Source organism: Acinetobacter sp. YH01006, from assembly GCF_013420445.1.
In the GTDB taxonomy this organism is placed as follows: Bacteria; Pseudomonadota; Gammaproteobacteria; order Pseudomonadales; family Moraxellaceae; genus Acinetobacter; species Acinetobacter pseudolwoffii.
The window spans coordinates 15,699-37,299 of record NZ_VOYB01000022.1 but is presented as its reverse complement, the minus strand read 5'-3'; the positions used below and the strand labels follow the sequence as shown (position 1 = coordinate 37,299).

Here is a 21,601-nt window from a genome sequence, read left to right as displayed (position 1 = left end):
TATAATTAAATAGACAAAGATGATAAATTCTTCAATGGACATAACTGTAATTTTATTTTCTTGGTCGAAATTAAAGTGAGGTTATGTCCTTCTCATTTCAATGACTTAAAAAGTTGAGATTGGCGTAAATTATCTAATATTGTTTTGACGATAAGCTCCCGGACTGACTCCAGTCCATTTCTTAAAGGCACGATGAAAGGCGCTGGATTCCTGGAAGTTGAGCTGGTCACTGATGTCTTGCAAGCTTTGCTCAGTACGCGTCAATAATTCGATTGCGGTATCCCGGCGTATTTCATTTTTTAATTGCTGGTAGCTGACCCCTTCGCTTTTTAAACGCCGTTGCATGGTCGCCTCGGACATATTCATTTTTGAGGCAAGATCATTCAGTTCTAGCCATTCTGACGGTGAAACTTGCAGAAGCTGTCTGCGAATCTGGGTGCTGAGTGCATAAGGATTTTTAAAACGCACCAATAAATTGTGAGGCGTTTGTTGAATAAACTGATACCAGGATTGAGCATCCTGCTTAATCGGCAGTTGCAGATAGCTTGCATCAAACTGCACATAGTTTTCACTGGCCTGATATTCAATCTGTTCACAAAAACGGACTTTATAATCAAAATCATCGACTGGTGCAGTACATTTTAATTGAATCTGATTCAGTAAGATCCGTTGTCCACTTAACCAGCAGATCAAGGTATGAATCAGCATCAGATAGGTCGCATAACTAAACATGCGTTTTGTAGATTTTAAATCATAAATCACGATATAGGCATAGTGTTCCTCAACGAGAAGCGTGCTTTGCAGATCGTCCAGAATCAAGTTGAGAAATTGCAAAATGTGTTGTAGCGCCTTTTCCAGTGTATCTGCCTGCATAAGCATTTTTGAAAGCAATTTAAAGCTGCCACGGCGCATGGCATGACTGTCCATGCCAAAAAATTCGTCATTCATGCTGTCTGCAAGCACTGTCCATAATTGGGCAAACTGGCTTACCGACACGCGCGCTTGAGGTGCATTGAGTACTTCGGCTGGAATATTGGCTTTTTTCAGAATAGTAGAGATATCAAATTCTAATCGTTTGGCATCGAGCAAGGCTTCCTTGACCAAGTCGATCGAAATAGTCCCTTTGCTATATTCCAGTGCAGGCTTATGCATGTTCAGTGTGACATCCTCATTTTTATTGTCCAAATACCTCAGGCAAGATGCAATATTTGGAAATTGTACAGAATAAAAACTCTGTTTACTCTGCATATTAAGTCGTATCTCAAATAGAAAATTATCAGGGAAGAAATATGAAAATTCAGGGAAAAGTCGTTGTGATTACCGGGGGAGCATCGGGTTTGGGTGCAGCGACAGCCACGCATCTGGTTGCACACGGTGCCAAAGTGATTCTGGTCGATATGAATCAAGAGCAGGGTGAGGCATTACAGCAACAACTGGGTGAGCAGGCTGAATTTGTACAGCTAGATGTCACCGATGAGCAGGCCGTAGAAACGTTCTTTGCACATGTCGAAAATGCGTATGCTCAACTGAATGGTTTGATCAACTGCGCAGGTATTGCACCTTCTGCCAAAGTGCTGGGGCGTAACGGTATTCATGAATTGGCGATGTTCCAAAAAGTGCTGAATATTAACGTGAATGGCACATTTAATATGCTACGTCATGCAGCGGCGTTAATTGCAAAATATGAACTGCAATCTGGTGAAGAAGAGCGTGGCGTGATTGTAAATACCGCTTCGGTCGCCGCTTATGATGGTCAAATTGGCCAGACCGCTTATGCTGCTTCCAAAGGTGCAGTGGTGGCGATGACTTTACCTTTGGCTCGTGAACTGGCACGTGAAGCCATTCGAGTGATGACCATCGCCCCGGGCATTATGGAAACCCCGATGCTAAAAGGTATGCCGCAAAATGTTCAGGATGCTTTGGGACAAATGGTGCCATTTCCATCACGTTTGGCTAAACCTCAGGAATTTGCCCAGCTGGTGGGGCATATTTTTGAAAATAGCTATTTAAATGGTGAAGTGATTCGTCTGGATGGCGCGATTCGCATGCAGCCTAAATAAGTCTTCGATTTATATAGGACATGATGATTTGCACAGCTGCCAGTTTCTCATTGAATTTAAATGACTTTGTTTAAGCATGCATTTTCTTTTGAAGGATCAAAAGAAACAAAAATCCTTTGCGAAACTGAAGATACATCCCTGTATCTCAGTTTCGCAGGCGACATCCATGCCGCCTTAACTGACGTTCCAACGATCTCAATAGTAAAAAGCTTGAAGTAAATAAAATAGATATAGAAAGGGAAGTTCAATGATTTTAAATGATGAACAAAAAATGATTCAGGACATGATGCGCAATTATTCGCAGCAGAAACTGAAACCAACAGCGGCCTTACGCGATAAAACAGCACAATTTCCTGCACAAGAACTCAAAGAACTGGGTGAGCTTGGCGCACTGGGTATGACCGTTGCTGAAGAATGGGGCGGTGCAGGTCTGGATTATGTTTCTCTGGTTTTGGCACTTGAGGAAATTGCCGCAGGAGATGGGGCAATTTCGACTATTATTAGTGTGCAGAATTCTTTGCCTTGTGGGATTACCCAGCGTTATGGCACCGAAGCACAGAAACAGCAGTATTTAACTAAACTGGCCACCGGTGAATGGCTGGGTTGTTTCTGCTTGACAGAACCTCAGGCCGGTTCAGATGCCAGTTCTTTAGAATGTAGGGCCGAACGTGATGGCGATGAATGGGTACTTAATGGCACCAAGCAGTTTATTACCACGGGCAAACATGCACAGATCGCATTAGTCTTTGCTGTGACAGATAAATTGGCAGGGAAAAAAGGCATTTCATGTTTTCTGGTACCGACCGATGCACCGGGTTATATCGTGTCACGCCTAGAGGAGAAAATGGGTCAGCATTGTTCCGATACCGCGACGATTGTTCTGGATAACTGCCGGATTCCGGTGGAAAACCTGCTGGGTCAGGAAGGTGAAGGCTACAAAATTGCCTTGTCCAATCTTGAATCTGGTCGTATTGGTATTGCAGCACAATCAGTCGGGATGGCTCGGGCTGCGCTGGATGCAGCGGTGGAATATGCCAATGAACGTAAAGCCTTTGGTGTAGAAATTGTGCAGCATCAGGCAGTGGCTTTCAGGCTGGCAGATATGGCGACACAAATTGAAGCGGCACGTCAGCTGACCTTGCATGCGGCAACTTTAAAAGATGCTGGTTTAGCCTGCTTAAAAGAAGCCTCAATGGCAAAACTGTTTGCATCAACCATTGCAGAACGGGTCTGTTCCGATGCGATTCAGATTCATGGTGGCTACGGTTATGTCTCTGATTTTCCAGTAGAGCGTATTTACCGTGATGTGCGCGTGAGCCAAATTTATGAAGGTGCATCGGATATTCAACGTTTGGTGATTGCGCGTGAAGTCTGTCAACGTTGATTTTGATTAAAAAATAGATTTTGGTCGATATTCAAATCTGGCATTTCGGTTGATGGATATGGAAATTGCCAGGATCAAGCAACCCTGATTAGCTAAAGACAGACAGTACGCAGAAGATAAATAAAGCAGCATGATTCATGTCTTAGTCATCAGGCATGAATTAGATGTGAAGAAACTATGCTGATGGAATCAGCAGGAACAACAACGATAAGTGGACACACTCAGGCAAGGTCGCCTGAAAAATACAACAGGATAGAGGTTGTCGTCATGAAGACACTAGAACAAGCATATGTTGATTTCAATTTTGAAAATATGGTTCAGGAACATCTGGCTGGAAATGCAGAGTCCATCAATGCCTATACTGAATGTTGTGGACGTTACCTTGGCCAAAACCGAACCGCACTGATCTGGGAAGGCAAAAATGGTCAAACAGAGCAGTGGACATTTGAACAATTGGCAACTGCTTCAGGACAGCTGGCCAATTATATGCATTCTCTGGGTTTAAAAGCAGGAGATTGTATAGCTGGACTACTGCCAAGAACACCTGCACTCTTAATTACTATTTTGGCCACCTGGCGGATCGGTGCTATCTATCAGCCTTTGTTCACTGCCTTTGAAAGTAAAGCAATTGAGCATCGTATGAGTACAGCCGCTACTCAACTGATTGTCACCGATCAAGAGCAGCGCTTGAAACTGCATGATCTGAATATTCCAAATATTCTGACCGTACATCAGGCAGTGGCAGATCATTATCCGGATGCTGACTTTTGGACCGAGTTAAAGCAGCAGTCAGAAGAGTTTGAGCCAGTGAGTGGCCAATTTAATGATATTTTTCTGATGATGTTTACTTCAGGCACCACAGGCTTGGCAAAATCGGTTCCTGTACCTTTAAAAGCGTTGTTGGCCTTTAAAGGCTATATGCTGCACGCCGTAGATCTGCGAGAAGAAGATTCCTTCTGGAATCTGGCCGACCCAGGCTGGGCGTATGGACTGTATTATGGCATTGCAGGGCCGTTGAGTTTAGGGCACAGCATTATCATGGATGAACGTGGCTTTAGTGTCGATAACGCCGTACAAATCATTCAAAAATATCAGGTCAGCAACCTGACGGGTTCGCCAACTGCATTTCGCATGTTCTTTGGCTTTAAAGAAAAATTTGATGCAGGCATCAGCTCACATTTACGCGTGGTAAGCAGTGCGGGTGAGCCGCTCACGCCTGAAGTGATTCAGTGGTTCAACCATGATTTAAATGTGAATATTTACGATCAATATGGACAGACTGAACTGGGTATGGTGATCGCTAATCACCATGGCTTGGAGCATTATAAAAAAGTTGGTTCAGCCGGTTTTGCGATTCCTGGGCATCGTTTTGCTGTACTGAACAAAGAACATCAGGAAGTAGAAAAAGGCGGGATTGGAACCTTGGCAATTGACTGTTTAGCTTCACCGTTGATGTGGTTTGAAGGCTATGCAGGCCATAACCGCAAGTCATTTGTCGGGCAGTATTATCTCACTGGTGATACCGTGAAGCTGAATGAATATGGCGGTATTGATTTTATTGGACGTGCGGACGATGTCATTACAACCTCGGGCTATCGGGTTGGGCCTTTTGATGTAGAAAGTACTTTGCTTGAATGTGAAGAAGTGCTTGAATCTGCCGTAGTCGGCAAGCCAGATCCAGAACGAACAGAAATAGTGAAAGCCTTTGTGGTGCTTAAATCGGCTTATCCGGCTACTGAGGATTTAATGTTAAAATTGCAAAGTTATGTACGTTCAAGATTGTCCAGACATGCCTATCCGAAAGAGATTGAGTTTGTAGAAGCTTTGCCTAAAACATCGAGTGGCAAGATTCAGCGCAATTTACTCAAACAGCAGGAAGTTGCTAAACTTCAAGAGATGAAGCGAGTCAGTTAATTTTTCAAATTAATTGTTTGGTTGAATGCTCAAAGGCTGCCACGGCAGCCTTTTGGTTTTTGAGAAAATAAATTTTCTTCTATTTAAAATTAAGCTGAATGTTGAGCTGATTTTCCTAAGCTTATATTTTTAAGAGAGCAGATTGAGGCAAGCAAAAATTATAATTTTATGTCATTACATTAAAATTGTATTAATATTTAAAATTAAATATTTCAAAAATTTAGCCTCTTAATATAAAGAGGCTAAATCTCGTTACTTACCAGATATTGCCTTGTAAATTCACTTTTTGATGCTCTGCATGCGGTTCGCCCGCTTCACCGGTAACGCCGCCTTTTAAGGCTTTAAAAAGCTGGGTGACTTTGTTGTCTGTCACATTCCAATATTCTGCGCTGACTGCTTCAGCAATCAATACCCGTACGGTAGGATCATCCTTGCCTTCAAATCAGTTTTCAGCCCATGGATTCCATAATTGCTCAATCAGAATACGGTCAGTACTGATCTGGGCATGTGCACTAATCGACACATAAATACCATCTGATGGTTTTGCAAAAGACAGACCAATCTGACCACGGCCTGTTTCTGCTGCTTTGACCAGATCATTCGTGTTACGCAGGATGAAATATAAGTTTTGACGTTCATTCATCTGCTCGGAGTTCAGCATGGTCATCGGCTGGGAGTGGATTTCATGTGTGTCGGTTAAATGGCTGATCATGGTATAACGAACATCCTTGATCAATTCCCATAATTTTTCACGATTATCATGTTGAGTATTGTTATGCTCGGTCATGTATGTTCTCCATACGATTTTATGAAAGCTGAAAAGATTGCTTGGTATTTTTCAGATTAATCATATTTAGAGACAGATGCCTTAGGTCTCACTGAACTCATACATTTTCATACTCAAATACAGGCAGAGACTACAGAATTGCTAAACAAGGCTGCTCTATTTACAGGGGAATTCAATCGCAAAGATTTTAAAAACTTCAGGTCTGACACCTTTTATAAATGAGGAAGAGCTGTTTGCCGGAGCCGTTTAATTGAGGTGATTCAAAAAATCTTGCCAAGCCATAGCGGCTGCAGCTTGATACCGAGCGTTTAGCTGATATGCTATTTGGCTCAACGATTGCCGAACCATTTATTGATATGCTGTAAATTGACTGTGAGATTGATCTTCCAGAGATTTATCAGCCTTTAGAAACTTCAGTAAGGCTAATTTTTGCGATCATTGTTAAAAATTTTAGAAACAAGGAAATACGTTGTCTACATTTAACATGGATGCCATATCCCCAGAATTTGAACTCACCGATGCTGAACTGCATCTGTATAGCCGTCAGATTCTTCTGGAGGGCTGGGATATTGACGCTCAAGAACGGTTAAAATTTTCGAATGTCTGCATTATTGGGTGTGGCGGGATTGGCTGTGCACTGGCAGAACTTCTGGCACGCGCAGGTGTGGGGAAAATTACCCTGATCGATCCAGATACCATCGAGATGAGTAATTTACAGCGACAACTGGCATTTATGCCGCAAGATATTGGATTTTATAAGGCAGAAACTCTGGCCAAAAGACTAAGTCAGGTTAATCCGAACGTACAAGTTGAATATGTGAATCAGGCCTTGACGGCTGAGAATGCAGCACACCTGATTGAACATCAGGATCTGGTGCTGGATGGCTGTGACCAGTTTGCCACACGCTATCTGGTCAATCAGATTTGTGTGGAGCTGAATGTGCCATTATTGAGTGCTTCTGCGATTGGCTTGCAAGGCCAGCTGTTTATGGTTGAAGGGGATTCTGCCTGTTATGCCTGCCTGTTCCCGCCAGAAAATCAGGCCGATGAAAGTCTGCGCTGTGCAGATTCCGGTGTATTGGCGACCACACCGAATGTGATGGCCAGCTTGCAGGCACATCATGCCTTGTTATATCTGGGATTGGGTCAGATGCCACTCAGACAAAAGCTGTTGTTGTGGGATGGACTGAGTTTTAAACAGCGAATTCTCGCTTTCGAAAAAGATACAGATTGCCCAATCTGTCAGGCAAGATAAGCCTGCAAAGTGAATTTTTTTTGCTACACTGCATTTAATTAATTTTTCCTAAGACATTATGAAAAACAATATCTGGTTAGATGGAATACGTTCAGTTGCCCGTATGGGAGAAACAGCAGTCGTTGCGGCAAAGGCGGGCTTTAAATATGCCACTGAAAAGCCGAGCAATGCCAAACTGATGCGTGAAACTTTTGAATCCTTAGGTTCGACTTATATCAAGCTGGGTCAGTTTATTGCCAGCACGCCGTCGCTGTTTCCACGTGAATATGTAGAAGAATTTCAGGGTTGTCTGGATCAGACTCCACGCTTGCCGTTTAGCTATATCCAGCAAGTGTTGGCTTCTGAATTTGCAGGTCGTAATCTGGACGAAATCTTTGCATCGATTGATGAAACGCCGTTAGCCTCTGCATCTATTGCACAGGTGCATGCGGCCAAACTGGTGTCTGGCGAAGATGTCGTGATTAAGGTACAAAAACCCGGTGTAGAGACTATTTTATATACCGACCTGAATGTATTGCATTGGGCGACCAAGTTGCTGGAAAAAGCAGTACCAAAAGTCAAGTTTGCTTCACTGGCCGATATTGTCGATGAAATCAAAACCCGTATGGTGCGTGAAGTCGATTTCATTGAAGAAGCCCAGAATCTGGATGATTTTGTTAATTACCTGAATATCACCAACAATCAGGCAGCCACTGCGCCGAAGGTTTATCATCAATATTCGACCCGTCGTGTGCTTACGATGGAGCGGTTATATGGTGTGCCTTTGACAGACTTTGAAGTGGTCAAAAAAGTATCCAAAGATCCATCACAAGTACTTATTACTGCGATGAATACCTGGTTTGGCAGCTTGATGATGTGTAACAGCTTCCATGCCGATCTGCATGCAGGCAACCTGATGCTCCTTGAAGATGGCCGTGTCGGTTTTATTGATTTCGGTATTGTTGGTCAGCTCAAGCCTGAGGTCTGGACGGCATGTATGGCATTTATGGATTCATTGCAACATACCAATTATGAGCTGATGGCGCAAAACATGCTGAAAATGGGTATGACCGCTGTGCAGATTGACACCAAAGTCTTGGCTGCTGATCTGGAACGTTTATTTAGTGGCGTGTTGATGGCGGATCCGCAGGAATTATTAACGTCTAATCCTGCTGACCTGAACGATATCATGATGGATATGGTGGCTGTGGGTGAACGTCACGGGATTCGCTTCCCGCGCGACTTTGCTTTGCTGTTTAAGCAAATGTTGTATTTCGACCGTTTTATGCGAATTCTTGCACCGTATACCGACATCTATGCCGATCAGCGTTTGCAAATGGTGCAGAGCATGGATCCGAATCTGCTGTTAAAGCATTAATCTTAAACCCATCTAGACTTGGAAAAATCCCCCTAAATCCCCCTTTTTTAAAGGGGGACTTTAAAAGCTCCTCCCTTTAAAGAGGAGCTTGAGAGGGATGTGGTCAGTATTAAATTCTCGAGCAATCCAATGGACGCCATTATTATTGAAGGTTTAAAAGTTGAGACAGTCGTAGGCTGCTTTAACTGGGAGCGTCAAATTATTCAGCCTCTAATGCTGGATTTGACCATTCAAACCGATTTAGAACAGGCATCAAATTCAGATGCACTTGCAGATACGCTGAATTATGCAGAAATTTGTGAGATTTCCAGCAAAGTCATTCAAGAGGCCAAGCCTGAATTGATTGAACATGCAGCAAAGTTGGTGTTGAATGCACTTTTTACTACCTTTACAGCAATTGAATCGATTAATATTACGATCCGTAAGCCTGCCATTATCGCGCAAGCCAATTCTGTAGGGATACGTCTTGAACGCCACCGAAACGATTTTCGCCCTAGCATTAGCGAGTAATTGTCATCCTCAGCAACATTTTCAAGCTGCACAGCAACGTATTTCCGAATGGGGAGAAGTACAGTTTTCTCCTGTTTATAGGATTCCTTGCCGCGATGGCATAGGCGCCGATTACTGGAATGCAGCATGTTTATTGCGAAGTTCGCTGTCCAGTGATGTGCTGATTGAGCTGCTCAAACAACTGGAACAGGCATCAGGCCGAGTACGCCCATCGCATCAGATTAGCTTAGATGTGGATCTGATTGCCTGGGGATCAGATTTTCAACATATGCAGTTTAATGAAAAAAAATTACCTTTGGCTCTGGATGTGAAAGTGCCGATGTTTGATATCTGGAAGGATGCAATGTTCGAGCACGGATCACATAGCTTTCCAACAGTTGAACAGCTGATTTAAATCGAATCACCTAATTTTCTGCTAATACAATTTATCCAGTAAGAATATAAGAATAATTAACCAGCCTGATCAAACAAGATCAGGCTTTTTTATGATGCAGTTTTTTGTTTTTATATGAAAAGAAAAATTCAGATAAGATAGCTCAGGCAGAGTTTAGGAATCATTTAAAAATGAAAATATTGGAAATTGTGGTTTCGGTGATTTTAATCCTTGGGATCCTTTATGTGATCCAATGGGGATTTCATGGTTTTCCGACAGGGAATTAATATTTGATTGATTTAAAGCTCTGGAATTTATTTTAAGCTCGATAAAAAACCTCAAAGTAGCAAGAAACGAATCATCGCTATTTCACTTTTTCTTGTTATAAAAAATGATCAGCAATACGATAATGATCGCCAAGATGGCAAGAATGATCGTAGTTTCCATAACAATACCTCTCAGGCATAGATCTTAGGTTTTAAGCATCTAAATTAAGACCGAACATATATTAATTAAACTCAAGTTTTGTTAGAGCCGTTAGTTTTTCGAAAAAACATTTTTCAGTGATGTTAATAGAAGAACCGCTCAATCCTATTCTGTATTTAACTAAAAAATAAACCCATATTTAGGCAACAGACACATTAAATAATGATCCGATCCACGCACTGAATAACATGGCGATAATTCCCCAGAGCATCACCCGGACTGCACCTCTCCAGACACTTACTCCACCGGCATAGCTCGCCAGTGCACCCATCATCCCCAAACTTAAAACGCCAATCAGCATGACGCCTTTATCCAGATAGTGTTCCGGTAGAATCATGATTGAAATTAAAGGAAATAATGAACCTACCGTAAATGCCATAGCCGAAGAAAATGCAGCGAGAAAGGGCTGAGCCGAGGTATGTGCTGAAATACCAATTTCATCCCGGGCATGGGCATCCAAGGCATTATGGTCGGTCAGCTGTTCAGCGACCTGTTGTGCCAAAGCGGGTTCCAGACCTCGTTGTATATAAATCGTTTTGAGTTCATTTAATTCATGGGTGGGATGGCGTTGCAGTTCGCGCTCTTCCATGAGTAGATCATTGGTTTCAATATCTTGCTGGGATTTAACCGAAATATATTCACCGGCCGCCATCGAGGCAGCGCCAGAGATTAAGCCGGCAACACAGGTCACCAATAAAATTTCTGTGGATGCTCCACTGGCTGCAATACCCACCACCAGACTGGTGACCGAAATAATTCCGTCATTTGCCCCCAGTACAGCTGCACGAAGCCAACCCGCGCGTTCGATATAATGTTTTTCAAGATGGTATGAATGGCGCACAATGAAGCCCCTTTTTTATTATCATCATGATTATAGTAAATTTAAGTCATGTATAGATAGTAGGATTGAATCGATCTGAAAATTATCTTGAATGATCTGATCATCGTGCGCTTGGCTTAGCCTTTTATCAATCCAAGATAAAATCGAAGTGAGATTCATAAGTTCAAGAAATCAGACGCACTTGATACATAATTGATTTACAAATGGTAAAAATGATTAAAGCAAATCAAATATATCGAACAAAATAATAGCTGAGTGAGTTGGTTTAAAAAGAGAATTATCATGAAAGAAAAACATGAAAGCCATAAATGCTTGGTATGCGGCAAGCACTTTCTTCTGAAAAATCTCACCCCGATGGGAACAGTCAGAAAAGTCATTACCGAAGAGATTGCCAGGGATATTCCAGGCTGGACACCGCAAGATTATATTTGCCAGGCAGATTTAACCCGGTACCGCATACAGTATGTACATTCATTATTAAGTTCGGAAAAGGGTGAAGTGACTGATCTTGAGTTTGAAGTGATTCATAGCATGCATCAGCATGAACTGATTACCAAAAATGTGGAAACGACCTTAGAGCAAAAGTGGACTTTGGGAGAAAGGCTCGCCGATAAAATTGCAACTTTTGGTGGAAGCTGGACCTTTTTGATTTGTTTTGCAATCTTCTTGGGCCTGTGGATTACGATAAATACTGTGGTGATGGTGACACGACCGGCCGATCCTTATCCCTTTATTCTGTTGAATTTAATCCTGTCCTGTCTCGCGGCGATTCAGGCACCTATTATTATGATGAGCCAGAACAGACAGGAAGCAAAAGACCGCTTACGTTCACAAAATGATTATCAGATCAATTTAAAAGCCGAACTGGAAATTCAGCATTTACATGAAAAATTAGATCATCTGCTGCTACACCAATGGGAACGCTTGGCGCAAATTCAGGAAATCCAGCTAGACCTACTTTCTGAAATGAGCAAAAAAGATTAAAGGATGCTGTAGGGGGAATCTCTATTATTTTATAGAGCTTATAAGGGATAAGATAATGATATCCCTTGAGCTGATAGATACCAGTGAGGATTTCAGATGTATTAAAAAGCCCACAAAGGAGTGGGCTCGAACTGAAACCGTCTTATTTAAATAAAATAACTGGTTTTGGTCATCAACTTGGAAATGCCGGTCATGGCGATCTTGACTGGAACGGGTAAATCTACACCGCCAGCGTTTAACGCTGTATCCCGATGATGTAGTTCATCTTCATTCATCTGTTCCAGAATGCGACGAGAACGTTCATCCTGCGGTGGCAACTGGCTAATATGATGTTGCAAATGCATGCTGACCTGACGTTCTGTTTCAGCCACAAAACCCAGGCTGTATTTATCGCCTGCGATCCCGGCAATCGCACCCATACCAAAGGAAAGACCGTACCAGACCGGATTGAGCAGACTGGTATGGCTATCCAATTCTTTTAAGCGATCTTCACACCAGGCCAGATGATCCTGTTCTTCAATTGCCGCCTGTTCCATTTCACGACGCACATTCGGGAGTTTCGCCGTCATCGCCTGACCATGGTACAGCGCCTGTGCACAGACTTCACCACTATGGTTGACCCGCATTAAACCTGCTACATGTCGTGCATCACTGACCGTTAACTGCGTTTCTACCGGTTGGGCCGGATTTTCACGTTGAGCTGAAGTCGTGCCCGGGACTAGACTGCGTAATGCCTGGTCAAAAGAATGAATCAGCTTATCGAGACCTGTATATTGACGCATGAATTAATCCTCCAAGGGCGCTTTTGCAGTTTTGATCATCGGTTTCAGGCGGTAAAGTAGCCAGAGAGTAAACAGGCCGCTTAACACTGCGGTAATACAAAAAAGTATTTTAAGATCAAGCTCTAAAACACTTAAAATAATAATCGAGAATATAGCAGAAGATACCATGAAAACGGCATTCAGAATGTTATTTGCTGCAACCACACGCGCACGATGTGAGCGGGGAGAATGCGCCTGCATCATGGCATACAACGGTACGATATAAAAACCGCCGCTAATTCCGAGTAAGGTAACGGCCAGCATTACATGGTAATAGCTCCAGCCTTGCCGAAAGACATCTGCCAGGCCGATTAATGCACCTGTACGTTCTGGAACAAAGGCCAGACTCGCGGCCAGATATAAGGCAAACACTACTAGACCGATTGCTCCAAAAGGCACCATCTTGATATTGACCTGGCTGCCACCAATTTTACGGCATAAGTATGAGCCTAACCCAATCCCGACAGAAAAAAAGGTTAAGAGCAGACTGGCGACATTTTCAGATGCATGCAGATTTTGTAACGTCAGCTGAGGAATCTGGGTCAGATAGGTTGCACCATAAAACCAGTACCATGAGTTGCCCAGTAAAATGGTAAAAATCAAAGGTAAGCTTTTGGCATATTTCAAGGTCTGCAAGCTGGTGCGAAAAAAATTCCAGTCAACTTGCAGCTCAGGCGCGGGAATACTTTGTTTCAGGATATAGCGACTGGATATATAACCAATCAAGGCGATGCTGATGACGGTTAAACTGATCCAGATCAGGTTGCCGGCGGAAGCTGCAATGACTGCACCGCCCAGAATCATACCGAATAGGATTGCCAGAGAAGTTCCGGACTGAAACAGGGCATTGCCGGACATCAGTTCATTCGGTTTCAGGACTTCAGGTAAAATCGCATATTTGATCGGGCCAAAGAAAGTGGAATGGGTGCCCATCAGGAACAGGGCAAATAACAGAATCCATAAATTGCCCATGAGGAAACCGACAGTTCCCAGCAACATAATGGCAATTTCCAGAAGCTTGAGATAGCGAATCAGCTGTGAACGTTCGTATTTGTCGGCAATTTGTCCGGCGGTGGCTGAAAAAATAAAATAAGGCAGGATAAACAGCAAAGCAGCCAGATTATTCAAGGTGCTGATGCTGGCCGATTGTTGCTGAATCCAGCCGTAGGTGATGACTAGGAGTAACGCTTGTTTAAATACATTATCGTTTAATGCACCAAAAAACTGCGTCAGAAACATCGGTAAAAAGCGCCGAGAAGCTAACAAATGTTCATTTTTGTTCATATAGAGCGTGCTACATTAAGTTTTATTAAGAAATGTCAGTTATGCGTAAACATTGAGAAAAATCATGTAAGATACTTTCAGCCATGTAAAGGTAAAAACCAATCAATTAAGCTCTTTAGCTTATATTTTTCGGTCAAATAATCAATTAAAGAATGTATTCGTTTCGAGTTTGCCATGCCTGCAAAGAAAAAATTTAAAAAAACGATGCTTCATCGCAGTATGGGGTCGCTTATACCACTTCAGAGTGGGGCACAGCTGTGTATGAGCATTTTTTTTATGATGTTATCCCATCAGAGCATGGCACAAACCGAACAGCCTGAAACACCTGTGGCCATTTCTCAGGCAGAAATGGTAGATGAACTGTCCAAAGAGGCGATGCGACAGGGACTGGTCACATCTGAAAATGAAGCCACCGAAAAAATTGAAGAAGCGATACAGCCGGAAGCATCTGTCGACAGCATGTTGATGCTGGAACAACAGCAAAATGCAGGCTCCGGTCTGGACGTATTTACACCGATCCAGTTCGATGATCTGGAAGAGCTGCCGATCCAGTCCATTGACCAGAACATGGCGAATGAAATTTATCGTGAGGCCGAGCAAGCCAAGCAGGAAGCACAAAATTATCGCAATACCCAGACCGCTGAAACAGTCGTAGCAGATATCAGTCAGCAAGAGTTACTTGAAATCAATCAGGCACCTGTAAATGTCGACCAGTTGATGCAATCGATTCAGGCAGACAGCCAGATTATTGTACAAAATAATGAAGCCGGCATGACTTTGCCAGAAGTAACGGGGCCACTTGTTGCTGAAGATGAGAAACGTCCCAATATTTTTAAACGACTATTTTATAAAATCCGTCCGCCACGTCAGATCATGACCGCGAGAGTTCCGCGAATTAGTGCGGATGTGGTGATTATGAACGGCGAAGGTATTGCGCAAAGCAATGGTATGCTGAATCGTAGAGCTGAGCCTGAAGGCTATCTGAATTTAAGAAATAATGTCAAAGCCAAACTGTCCAGTTTTACCCAGGAGTCTTTTGGCGACTTTAATTCCGCTTTGCCACAACTGCGAACCTTGTCCCGACAGGCGGCACAGGCAGTCGGTTATTACAATGCCCAGTTCAGGTTTGAAAAAATCTCTGATAGTCGCGTTCGGGTTTTTGTCACCCCGAATGAACCTGTGCTGATCACTACACAAAATCTGGAATTTAGCGGAGCGGGTGCGGAACAGCCGCAATTCCAGGTCATCAGTCTTTTGCCTGAGCAGGAAGAGGGCGATATTTTCAATCACGGCAATTATGAACAGACCAAACAACGGATTAATACTGCCGCCAATAACAACGGTTATTTTGATTCATACTGGCGCTTGCATGATGTCAAGATTGCACAGCCACAAAATACGGCCGATGTAAATCTACGTTTCGAGACAGGCGAGCGTTACAAGCTGGGCAATGTCGAGTTTAGAATGAGTGATCCTGAAAAGGAATTTCCGCTGGATCGTGATGTACTCGAAAGTCTGGTCACCTGGAAAGATGGTGCAGACTATACCTTCTGGCGAGTGAATAGCCTGGCCAATAACCTGACCAACTCGCGCTATTTTAACTATACCCTGGTGGACGCAATTCGCCCTGATCCGGTTGACAGGGAGCTGGAGCTGGCACCGGATATTCAAAGCCTGATAGAAGAACAGAAACTTTCTGAAGATCAGGCGACTGCGACACAGCCTGATCGCTCAGTGGCATCTGCTAAAGAAGTCACTCAAAATGTCGTCGATGAAGACCAGTTTGCCGGTAGCCGCGATCAGGAAAATCCAAATTTAAGAAGCTTGCGGGTCGAGCAGCAGACCAAAGAAAATGAGCAGGAGCGTTTAAAGGCACAAGCGCGGGAAGAGAAGAAAGTTCCAGTGATTGTGACTTTAAATGCAGACCGTTTAAACAGTGCTGAACTGGGTCTGGGTTATGGAACAGATACCAATATCCGTCTACGTGGTCAGTACCGCCGCGCCATTGTAAATAAGCGCGGACATTCTTTTGATGCCAACCTCGAGTTGTCCGGTATCCGGCAGTCCATCGATGGTCGTTATAACATTCCTTATCACCATCCGCTGAATGATTATGTCAGTATTGTCGGTGGTTATGAGCGCGAAGAACGTGATGGCGTGGCTCAAGGTGAAGGTCTGCAAATTGAATCGGCAGTGCTGGGTGTAGACCGGATTATTAAAAACCCGCTGGGTAACTGGCAGCGTACTTTTGGAGCGCGTTACCGTCTGGATCGCTTGAAGCAGAATGGTTCTGTTGATTTTAACCAGATTCCGGAAGCGTTTCGCTTTAATACCGAAGATGAACAGCAGTCGTTACTGGTCGGTTATGAAGTTTCACGTACCGATACCGATCGTCGGGTCAATCCGACCAAGGGTTTCAAGCAGACCTACAAAGTCGAGCTGGGTAGTGAGGCGTTATTGTCTGATGCAGATATGGCGATTGTAAATGCAGGCTGGCGTTTTATCTATTCATTGGGTGAAAATGCAGATCATCAGTTTGTTGGACGTGCCGATGCCGGTTATATCTTCACTGAAGATTTTGCCAAAGTGCCGTATAACCTGAGATATTTCACCGGTGGTGACCAGAGCATTCGTGGTTTTGATTACAAGAGTCTTTCTCCGGAAATTGAAGGCTTTAAAGTCGGTGGTCAGGCCTTAGGGGTTGCTTCCTTAGAGTATAACTATCAGTTTAGGGAAGGCTGGCGTGCTGCGGTTTTTGCAGATGCCGGAAATGCTTATAATAAAGAGTTCAGTAATCCGACCGAATATGGTGCGGGTGTGGGGATACGTTGGGCCTCACCGATTGGACCGATTCGTATCGATGTGGCGACTGGATTGTCTGATGACAATCACCCAATTCGTCTGCATTTCTTTATTGGTTCGCAGTTATAAAACATCATTTTTTAAAAATAGTTATTTGGGTACATCATGGTCGAGAACCAACCACAGCCAGAACAACAACCACAAGATAGCGTTGTGCCGAAAAAGCGCCGTATATTGAGAAGTATCCTGTTGTCGGTACTTTTCTCACTCATTTTCCTGCTCTCTGTGCTGGCGCTGCTGTTTTCGACCAATCAGGGCAGTAAGTTCCTGCTAGATCAGGTATTACAACGCCAGCAAATTATTCATTATGAATATGAAGGCGGAAATTTATGGCGTGGAATTATTCTTAAAAATGTGCTGGTCAGCCTGAAACCGGTCGATGTCAAAATTGATCGTGCTGATGTAAAACTGGGCTGGCGGGCGATCATCAAAAAAGAAATTCATCTGAATGAAGCAGATGTCCGTAACCTGCAAATTATTAATAAAACTCCGTCTAGCAGCGAACCTTTCAAGTTCAATGCCATCCGTTTGCCTTTTGTGCTGCGCGTCGATCATCTGCTCCTTGATCATCTGGTGATTAAAACCCAAACCACGGCAGTTGATTTTTATAATATCGAATTAAATGATGCGCTCTGGTCTGGTACCGAATTAAACTTTGAAGATTCCCGCATGGATATGGGTTATCTCTCGGTGCGTGAAGCGACGGGTAAAATGCAGTTTGAAGGCAAATATCCACTGGATGCCCGCGCAATCGTCAATCTGCCTTCTTTAAGAGACAGCTTGAATATTCATGATATTCAGGTTCGGGCGCGTGGCACGCTGGATACGATTCAGGCAGGCGTAGCGACCAATACACCTGATTTATTAACCGGTTGGGCCATCGTACATCCAATGCGGCCCCAGGTGCCGATGCGTGGCGAGTTAAAATTTAAAGATTATAACTGGCCGATTCTGACTGAGCAGAAACTGTTTACGAAAGACGGGATTGCCGAGTTCAATGGAGATATCGATCGTCTGGACTTGAACGTCCGTACCGACCTGAGCGGTGAAAATATTCCACAAGGCCAGTATAACGCGGTGATGTATACCGATCTGGTCAATCAGCTCAACATTACCGATCTGAATGGCCAGCTGATGAAAGGTGCGGTTAGCCTTGCCGGGACAGTGGGCTGGAACGAACAGGTAAGCTGGGATCTGAACGGACGATTAAACGGAATTGATCCTAAGCATGAACGTATCCCGCAAGTCGTACAAGACTTTTTACCACCAAGCCTGGATGGCAATATTGCCTCAAAAGGCAATCTGGAAAATGGCCTGCATCTGACGGCGCTGGTAGATTTTGACCGTTATGAAACTTGGAATATCAAACTGGATCAGAATCCGGTTAAAGACAATAAAGCACAACCGATTCTTCTGGATGTTGCCTGGCAAAATATCGACCGCGCCGTACCCTATGTCGGCTGGCTCAGCAGTCAGTCTGGCGATGTGAAACTGGCACTGGTCGAAGGCCAGCAGAATATTCATGTGGCAACCAAAGTCGAACAGCACGAACAAGGTCTTCTGCCAGCAGGCATGTATCAGGCCAAACTGGATCTGAAAAATAATATTCTAAATGTGCCGAGCTTCAATTATAGCGCCAATGCACAGGCAGGTAGCTTAAGCGGTCATGCGCGAATTGAACTGCCACAAGAAAAACGCCAGTTGAAATGGACTGCATTATTAAACGCCAAGGACTTAAATACCCGAAGTCTGGCTGCGGCTTCACCGATAGACCGTTTAAATGGCCAGATCAAGGCCAATGGCTATGCACAACCCAATCAGCAGATTATTAAACTGTCTAATGTAGACCTGACTGGGCGCCTGGCAGAACAGAACGAAACAGTACGTCTGACCGGTAACAGTACCATTGCTTTATTATTCCATAATGAAAAAGCCGGCGGTGGTTTTAGAGGCTATGCAGTCAATTATGATGGGGCTTTAAATGCCAGTCAGTTGCAAGCCAGTCAGGGAATCCTGAAACTGCGTGTTTCAGGTACACCAGAAGTATTGAGAGTCAATGAATTGCGTCATGATGGTATCGCTGGCAAGATTAATGCCAATGGTCTGGTGAATCTGGCAAATGGTATTGACTGGGATATTAACGCTTCATTAATCCGCTTTAAGCCGCAATATTTTAATGCCAACCTGAAAGGCGAGTTGTCGGGCAATGTAAAAACCCAAGGGGTTTGGTCAGATGCCTTAAAACGCATTCAGATCCAGCGTTTGAATCTGGCCGGTATGTTAAATAACAAGCCGGTACGAGGCACAGGTAATTTATCAGTCATTATTAATTCAAATCAGCGTGGTTTTGTTCCAGAGCAGTTTGAAGCCAATAACCTGTTCCTGTCTTATGCCAGCAACCAGATTCAGGCCACCGGCAATGCGCAGAATCTGCAACTCAAAGTCAACGCACCAGCATTGTATGAGTTATATCCGGGCTTAAGAGGTCGTGCGCAGGGCTATATCAATATGCAGGCGCAGCCACGTTTGCAGGCTTCGGCAAATCTTTCGATTGATAATTTTGCCTTTAAAAACCTGATGAGTGTGCAAAAAATTCGTGTCCGCGGGCAGTTGCCGACCTCGCAGACCACAGCAACCTTATTAACTGCCACAATGGATCGCTTGCGTAGCGGTTCACGGGAAATTGTACGCGGGGAAATATCACTTGCCGGTACTCGTGCGGCGCATATCCTTAAAGTTCAGGCAGAAAATAAACTGTCAAAATTCTTTGTGCAGCTGGCCGGTGGCTTTAATGCACAAAATAACTGGCTGGGTCAGATTCAAAAAGGTGATTTTGACTCTTTGCGTGCTCATTTAGTACAGCGTCAAAATGCGGCAGTGATTTATAATGCGGCCCAGTCTGATCTGTTTGTCGGTGCACATTGCTGGATGAGTCAGCAAAGCCAGTTGTGTTTTGATCAACCGATTCGGGTCAATAAAACCCGTGGCAGCGTATCCTTTGTGACCCAAAACCTGGATCTGGATGATTTCAGTGCATTCCTGCCTGAAGGGCTGGCATTGACCGGTAAAGTGAACGGTTATGCCAAGGCAGCCTGGGCGCAAGGTGCTAAACCAAAAATCGATGCGCGTCTGGTCACCCGAAGTGGTGTGGTCGGCTTATCTTCGGAAGACCCGGATTATTTAGGTTCTACCCTAAAATATGATGAAGTGGGTCTGGTGGCAAAAAGTGTCGCAGAAGGCTTACAAGTTCGACTGGATGTAAAAACTCCGGATATCGGGACAGGGTATGCCAATGTCATTATTGATCCATATCGGGACAGTAAACCGATGCGTGGCGAAATTGCCTTTAATCAGGTGCAGCTTAAAGTCTTTAAACCCTTTATTCAGGACATCCGTAATCTGGATGGCACCTTGTCCTATGCCGGAAAAGTGAGTGGAACCTTAACTGATCCTTTGCTGGAAGGTGAGGTTCGAGTCAAAGATGCTTCGATCAGCATGATCTCCTTGCCGGTGAATCTGACCAATGTGCAGTTGTATTCATCGATACGTCAGAATTCTGCCAGTATTAATGGTGCATTTAACAGTGGTCGTGGCGTGGGTAAATTGACCGGTTCAGTCGACTGGAAAGGTGATCCGCGAGTGCAGTTAAAACTGCAAGGTGAAAATCTGCTGATTCGTCAGGCACCTTTAATTACTGCCGTGGTTACGCCCGATTTAACTTTGGACATGTATCCATTCAATAAAAAGCTGAGTCTAAGTGGTACGGTTGATGTGCCACGTGCACTAATTTCTATGCCTGAAGCCTCAGAACCTGTGGTTGGACTTTCTTCAGATGTACGTGTCGTGCGTGAAGGTGATGACCAGCTGGCTATTCTCAAATCTGCCCGTCCTTGGGATATTCGGGCTGATGTGGCGGTTTCTCTGGGTAATCAAGTGATATTTCAGGGCTTTGATAGCCGTATTCCGCTATTGGGCCGGGTCAATCTGTCACAGCGGGGTCTGGAAACTGCGATGCGTGCCAATGGTGCGATCGGGGTATCACAGCGGGTGAAAATCGAAGCTTATGGTCAGAGTCTGGATCTGAACCGTGCCATTGCCCGTTTTAATGGTGAGTTGACCAATCCGACGCTGGATGTTGATGCCAATAAGTCGGTTCAGGGAAGTACGGTCGGGGTACGGGTGACGGGCACTGCTTCAAGTCCAAATATTCAGATTTATAATGATGCTGGCTTGTCAGAGCAGGAAGCTTTAAATGCCTTGATTACTGGTCGTATCAACGAAGGTGCATCCGGTTTAAGTCAGGCTGAAGGATTCAGATCTGATGTGAATAATACCATTGCCGCAGCAGGTATCAGTCTGGGCCTGGGTGGAACCCGTGCGCTCACCAACCAGATTGGACGTACGTTTGGCTTGAGTGGTTTGGCATTAGATGCACAAGGGACAGGAGATGATACCCAGGTGTCGGTGACCGGCTATATTACCCCTGATTTATATCTTCGTTATGGTGTTGGGGTGTTTACCCCGGTGAACAAGCTGACTTTACGTTATCAGGTGAATCAGCGTCTTTACTTGGAAGCGAGTCAGTCCTTAGAACGTGCAATTGACTTGTTCTATAACTGGCGTTTCTAATCATAAGGACAGATAAATATTTTTAAATGATTGCTAGATTTCATTAGATATCTT

14 protein-coding genes and 1 pseudogene are annotated in these 21,601 nt (G+C 44.1%); 10 read left to right on the top strand and 5 right to left on the bottom strand.

Annotation, left to right across the window (positions count from 1 at the left end; translation table 11 throughout):
* Positions 1-129: 129 nt before the first annotated feature.
* Entirely contained in the window at positions 130-1,152 is a 1,023-nt protein-coding gene (locus tag FTT73_RS13945; protein ID WP_180078523.1) for an AraC family transcriptional regulator, read from the bottom strand.
* A gap of 137 nt (positions 1,153-1,289) precedes the next feature.
* On the opposite strand from FTT73_RS13945, the gene FTT73_RS13940 reads away from it, so the two are divergent.
* The 3 genes from FTT73_RS13940 to FTT73_RS13930 all read left to right on the top strand — a co-directional run bounded on the left by FTT73_RS13940 (position 1,290) and on the right by FTT73_RS13930 (position 5,358).
* Positions 1,290-2,060 (top strand): 3-hydroxyacyl-CoA dehydrogenase, encoded by a 771-nt coding sequence (locus FTT73_RS13940; protein WP_005097220.1) that lies wholly within the window; start codon positions 1,290-1,292, stop codon positions 2,058-2,060.
* Positions 2,061-2,307: 247 nt separating this feature from the next.
* Positions 2,308-3,444: an acyl-CoA dehydrogenase family protein gene (locus tag FTT73_RS13935; protein ID WP_100355343.1), complete on the top strand. Its 1,137-nt coding sequence runs from the start codon at positions 2,308-2,310 to the stop codon at positions 3,442-3,444.
* A 267-nt stretch (positions 3,445-3,711) separates the two neighbouring features.
* On the top strand, positions 3,712-5,358 hold the full coding sequence (locus FTT73_RS13930; protein ID WP_180191589.1) for an AMP-binding protein: 1,647 nt from the start codon (positions 3,712-3,714) through the stop codon (positions 5,356-5,358).
* Positions 5,359-5,614: 256 nt separating this feature from the next.
* Here FTT73_RS13930 and FTT73_RS13925 read toward each other — a convergent pair.
* Positions 5,615-6,145: pseudogene (locus tag FTT73_RS13925) on the bottom strand (pyridoxamine 5'-phosphate oxidase family protein).
* A 484-nt stretch (positions 6,146-6,629) separates the two neighbouring features.
* Here FTT73_RS13925 and FTT73_RS13920 point away from each other — a divergent pair.
* The 4 genes from FTT73_RS13920 (at position 6,630) to FTT73_RS13905 (ending at position 9,661) form a co-directional block, all read left to right on the top strand.
* Complete coding sequence (locus tag FTT73_RS13920; protein WP_180191590.1) at positions 6,630-7,400, top strand: HesA/MoeB/ThiF family protein; 771 nt, start codon at positions 6,630-6,632, stop codon at positions 7,398-7,400.
* Between the two features lie 58 nt (positions 7,401-7,458).
* Positions 7,459-8,757, top strand: a complete 1,299-nt coding sequence (locus FTT73_RS13915) for an AarF/ABC1/UbiB kinase family protein (protein WP_100329586.1) — start codon at positions 7,459-7,461, stop codon at positions 8,755-8,757.
* Positions 8,758-8,886: 129 nt separating this feature from the next.
* Positions 8,887-9,267 (top strand): dihydroneopterin aldolase, encoded by a 381-nt coding sequence (folB, locus tag FTT73_RS13910; RefSeq protein ID WP_034439422.1) that lies wholly within the window; start codon positions 8,887-8,889, stop codon positions 9,265-9,267.
* Complete coding sequence (locus FTT73_RS13905) at positions 9,224-9,661, top strand: 2-amino-4-hydroxy-6-hydroxymethyldihydropteridine diphosphokinase (RefSeq protein ID WP_005263244.1); 438 nt, start codon at positions 9,224-9,226, stop codon at positions 9,659-9,661. Before folB ends, FTT73_RS13905 begins: the two co-directional genes overlap by 44 nt.
* Positions 9,662-10,265: 604 nt before the next feature.
* Here FTT73_RS13905 and FTT73_RS13900 read toward each other — a convergent pair.
* A complete protein-coding gene (locus FTT73_RS13900; protein WP_005097209.1) occupies positions 10,266-10,967 on the bottom strand; it encodes a VIT family protein in 702 nt (233 codons plus the stop codon).
* Between the two features lie 282 nt (positions 10,968-11,249).
* On the opposite strand from FTT73_RS13900, the gene FTT73_RS13895 reads away from it, so the two are divergent.
* The gene (locus tag FTT73_RS13895) at positions 11,250-11,951 is read left to right on the top strand and encodes a DUF1003 domain-containing protein (RefSeq protein WP_180191588.1); all 702 of its coding nucleotides are present in this window, start codon (positions 11,250-11,252) and stop codon (positions 11,949-11,951) included.
* Positions 11,952-12,097: 146 nt separating this feature from the next.
* On the opposite strand, the gene coq7 is transcribed toward FTT73_RS13895, so the two are convergent.
* Together coq7 and FTT73_RS13885 are read right to left on the bottom strand one after the other, a co-directional pair.
* On the bottom strand, positions 12,098-12,733 hold the full coding sequence (gene coq7 / locus FTT73_RS13890; protein ID WP_005247248.1) for a 2-polyprenyl-3-methyl-6-methoxy-1,4-benzoquinone monooxygenase: 636 nt from the start codon (positions 12,731-12,733) through the stop codon (positions 12,098-12,100).
* A gap of 3 nt (positions 12,734-12,736) precedes the next feature.
* Positions 12,737-14,056, bottom strand: a complete 1,320-nt coding sequence (locus FTT73_RS13885) for an MFS transporter (protein ID WP_180191587.1) — start codon at positions 14,054-14,056, stop codon at positions 12,737-12,739.
* 174 nt (positions 14,057-14,230) lie between these two features.
* Between FTT73_RS13885 and FTT73_RS13880 the strand changes: the two genes are divergently transcribed.
* Complete coding sequence (locus FTT73_RS13880) at positions 14,231-16,987, top strand: autotransporter assembly complex family protein (RefSeq protein ID WP_074383215.1); 2,757 nt, start codon at positions 14,231-14,233, stop codon at positions 16,985-16,987.
* A gap of 36 nt (positions 16,988-17,023) precedes the next feature.
* On the top strand, positions 17,024-21,547 hold the full coding sequence (locus FTT73_RS13875) for a translocation/assembly module TamB domain-containing protein (protein WP_180191586.1): 4,524 nt from the start codon (positions 17,024-17,026) through the stop codon (positions 21,545-21,547).
* Positions 21,548-21,601 lie beyond the last annotated feature (54 nt).

Coding starts and splice junctions, on each gene's coding strand:
- folB (WP_034439422.1), top strand. CDS start 8,887: ATGGACGCCATTATTATTGAAGGTTTAAAAGTTGAGACAGTCGTAGGC.
- FTT73_RS13880 (WP_074383215.1), top strand. CDS start 14,231: ATGCCTGCAAAGAAAAAATTTAAAAAAACGATGCTTCATCGCAGTATG.
- FTT73_RS13895 (WP_180191588.1), top strand. CDS start 11,250: ATGAAAGAAAAACATGAAAGCCATAAATGCTTGGTATGCGGCAAGCAC.
- FTT73_RS13915 (WP_100329586.1), top strand. CDS start 7,459: ATGAAAAACAATATCTGGTTAGATGGAATACGTTCAGTTGCCCGTATG.
- FTT73_RS13920 (WP_180191590.1), top strand. CDS start 6,630: ATGGATGCCATATCCCCAGAATTTGAACTCACCGATGCTGAACTGCAT.
- FTT73_RS13945 (WP_180078523.1), bottom strand. CDS start 1,152: ATGCATAAGCCTGCACTGGAATATAGCAAAGGGACTATTTCGATCGAC.
- coq7 (WP_005247248.1), bottom strand. CDS start 12,733: ATGCGTCAATATACAGGTCTCGATAAGCTGATTCATTCTTTTGACCAG.
- FTT73_RS13930 (WP_180191589.1), top strand. CDS start 3,712: ATGAAGACACTAGAACAAGCATATGTTGATTTCAATTTTGAAAATATG.
- FTT73_RS13875 (WP_180191586.1), top strand. CDS start 17,024: ATGGTCGAGAACCAACCACAGCCAGAACAACAACCACAAGATAGCGTT.
- FTT73_RS13940 (WP_005097220.1), top strand. CDS start 1,290: ATGAAAATTCAGGGAAAAGTCGTTGTGATTACCGGGGGAGCATCGGGT.
- FTT73_RS13885 (WP_180191587.1), bottom strand. CDS start 14,056: ATGAACAAAAATGAACATTTGTTAGCTTCTCGGCGCTTTTTACCGATG.
- FTT73_RS13935 (WP_100355343.1), top strand. CDS start 2,308: ATGATTTTAAATGATGAACAAAAAATGATTCAGGACATGATGCGCAAT.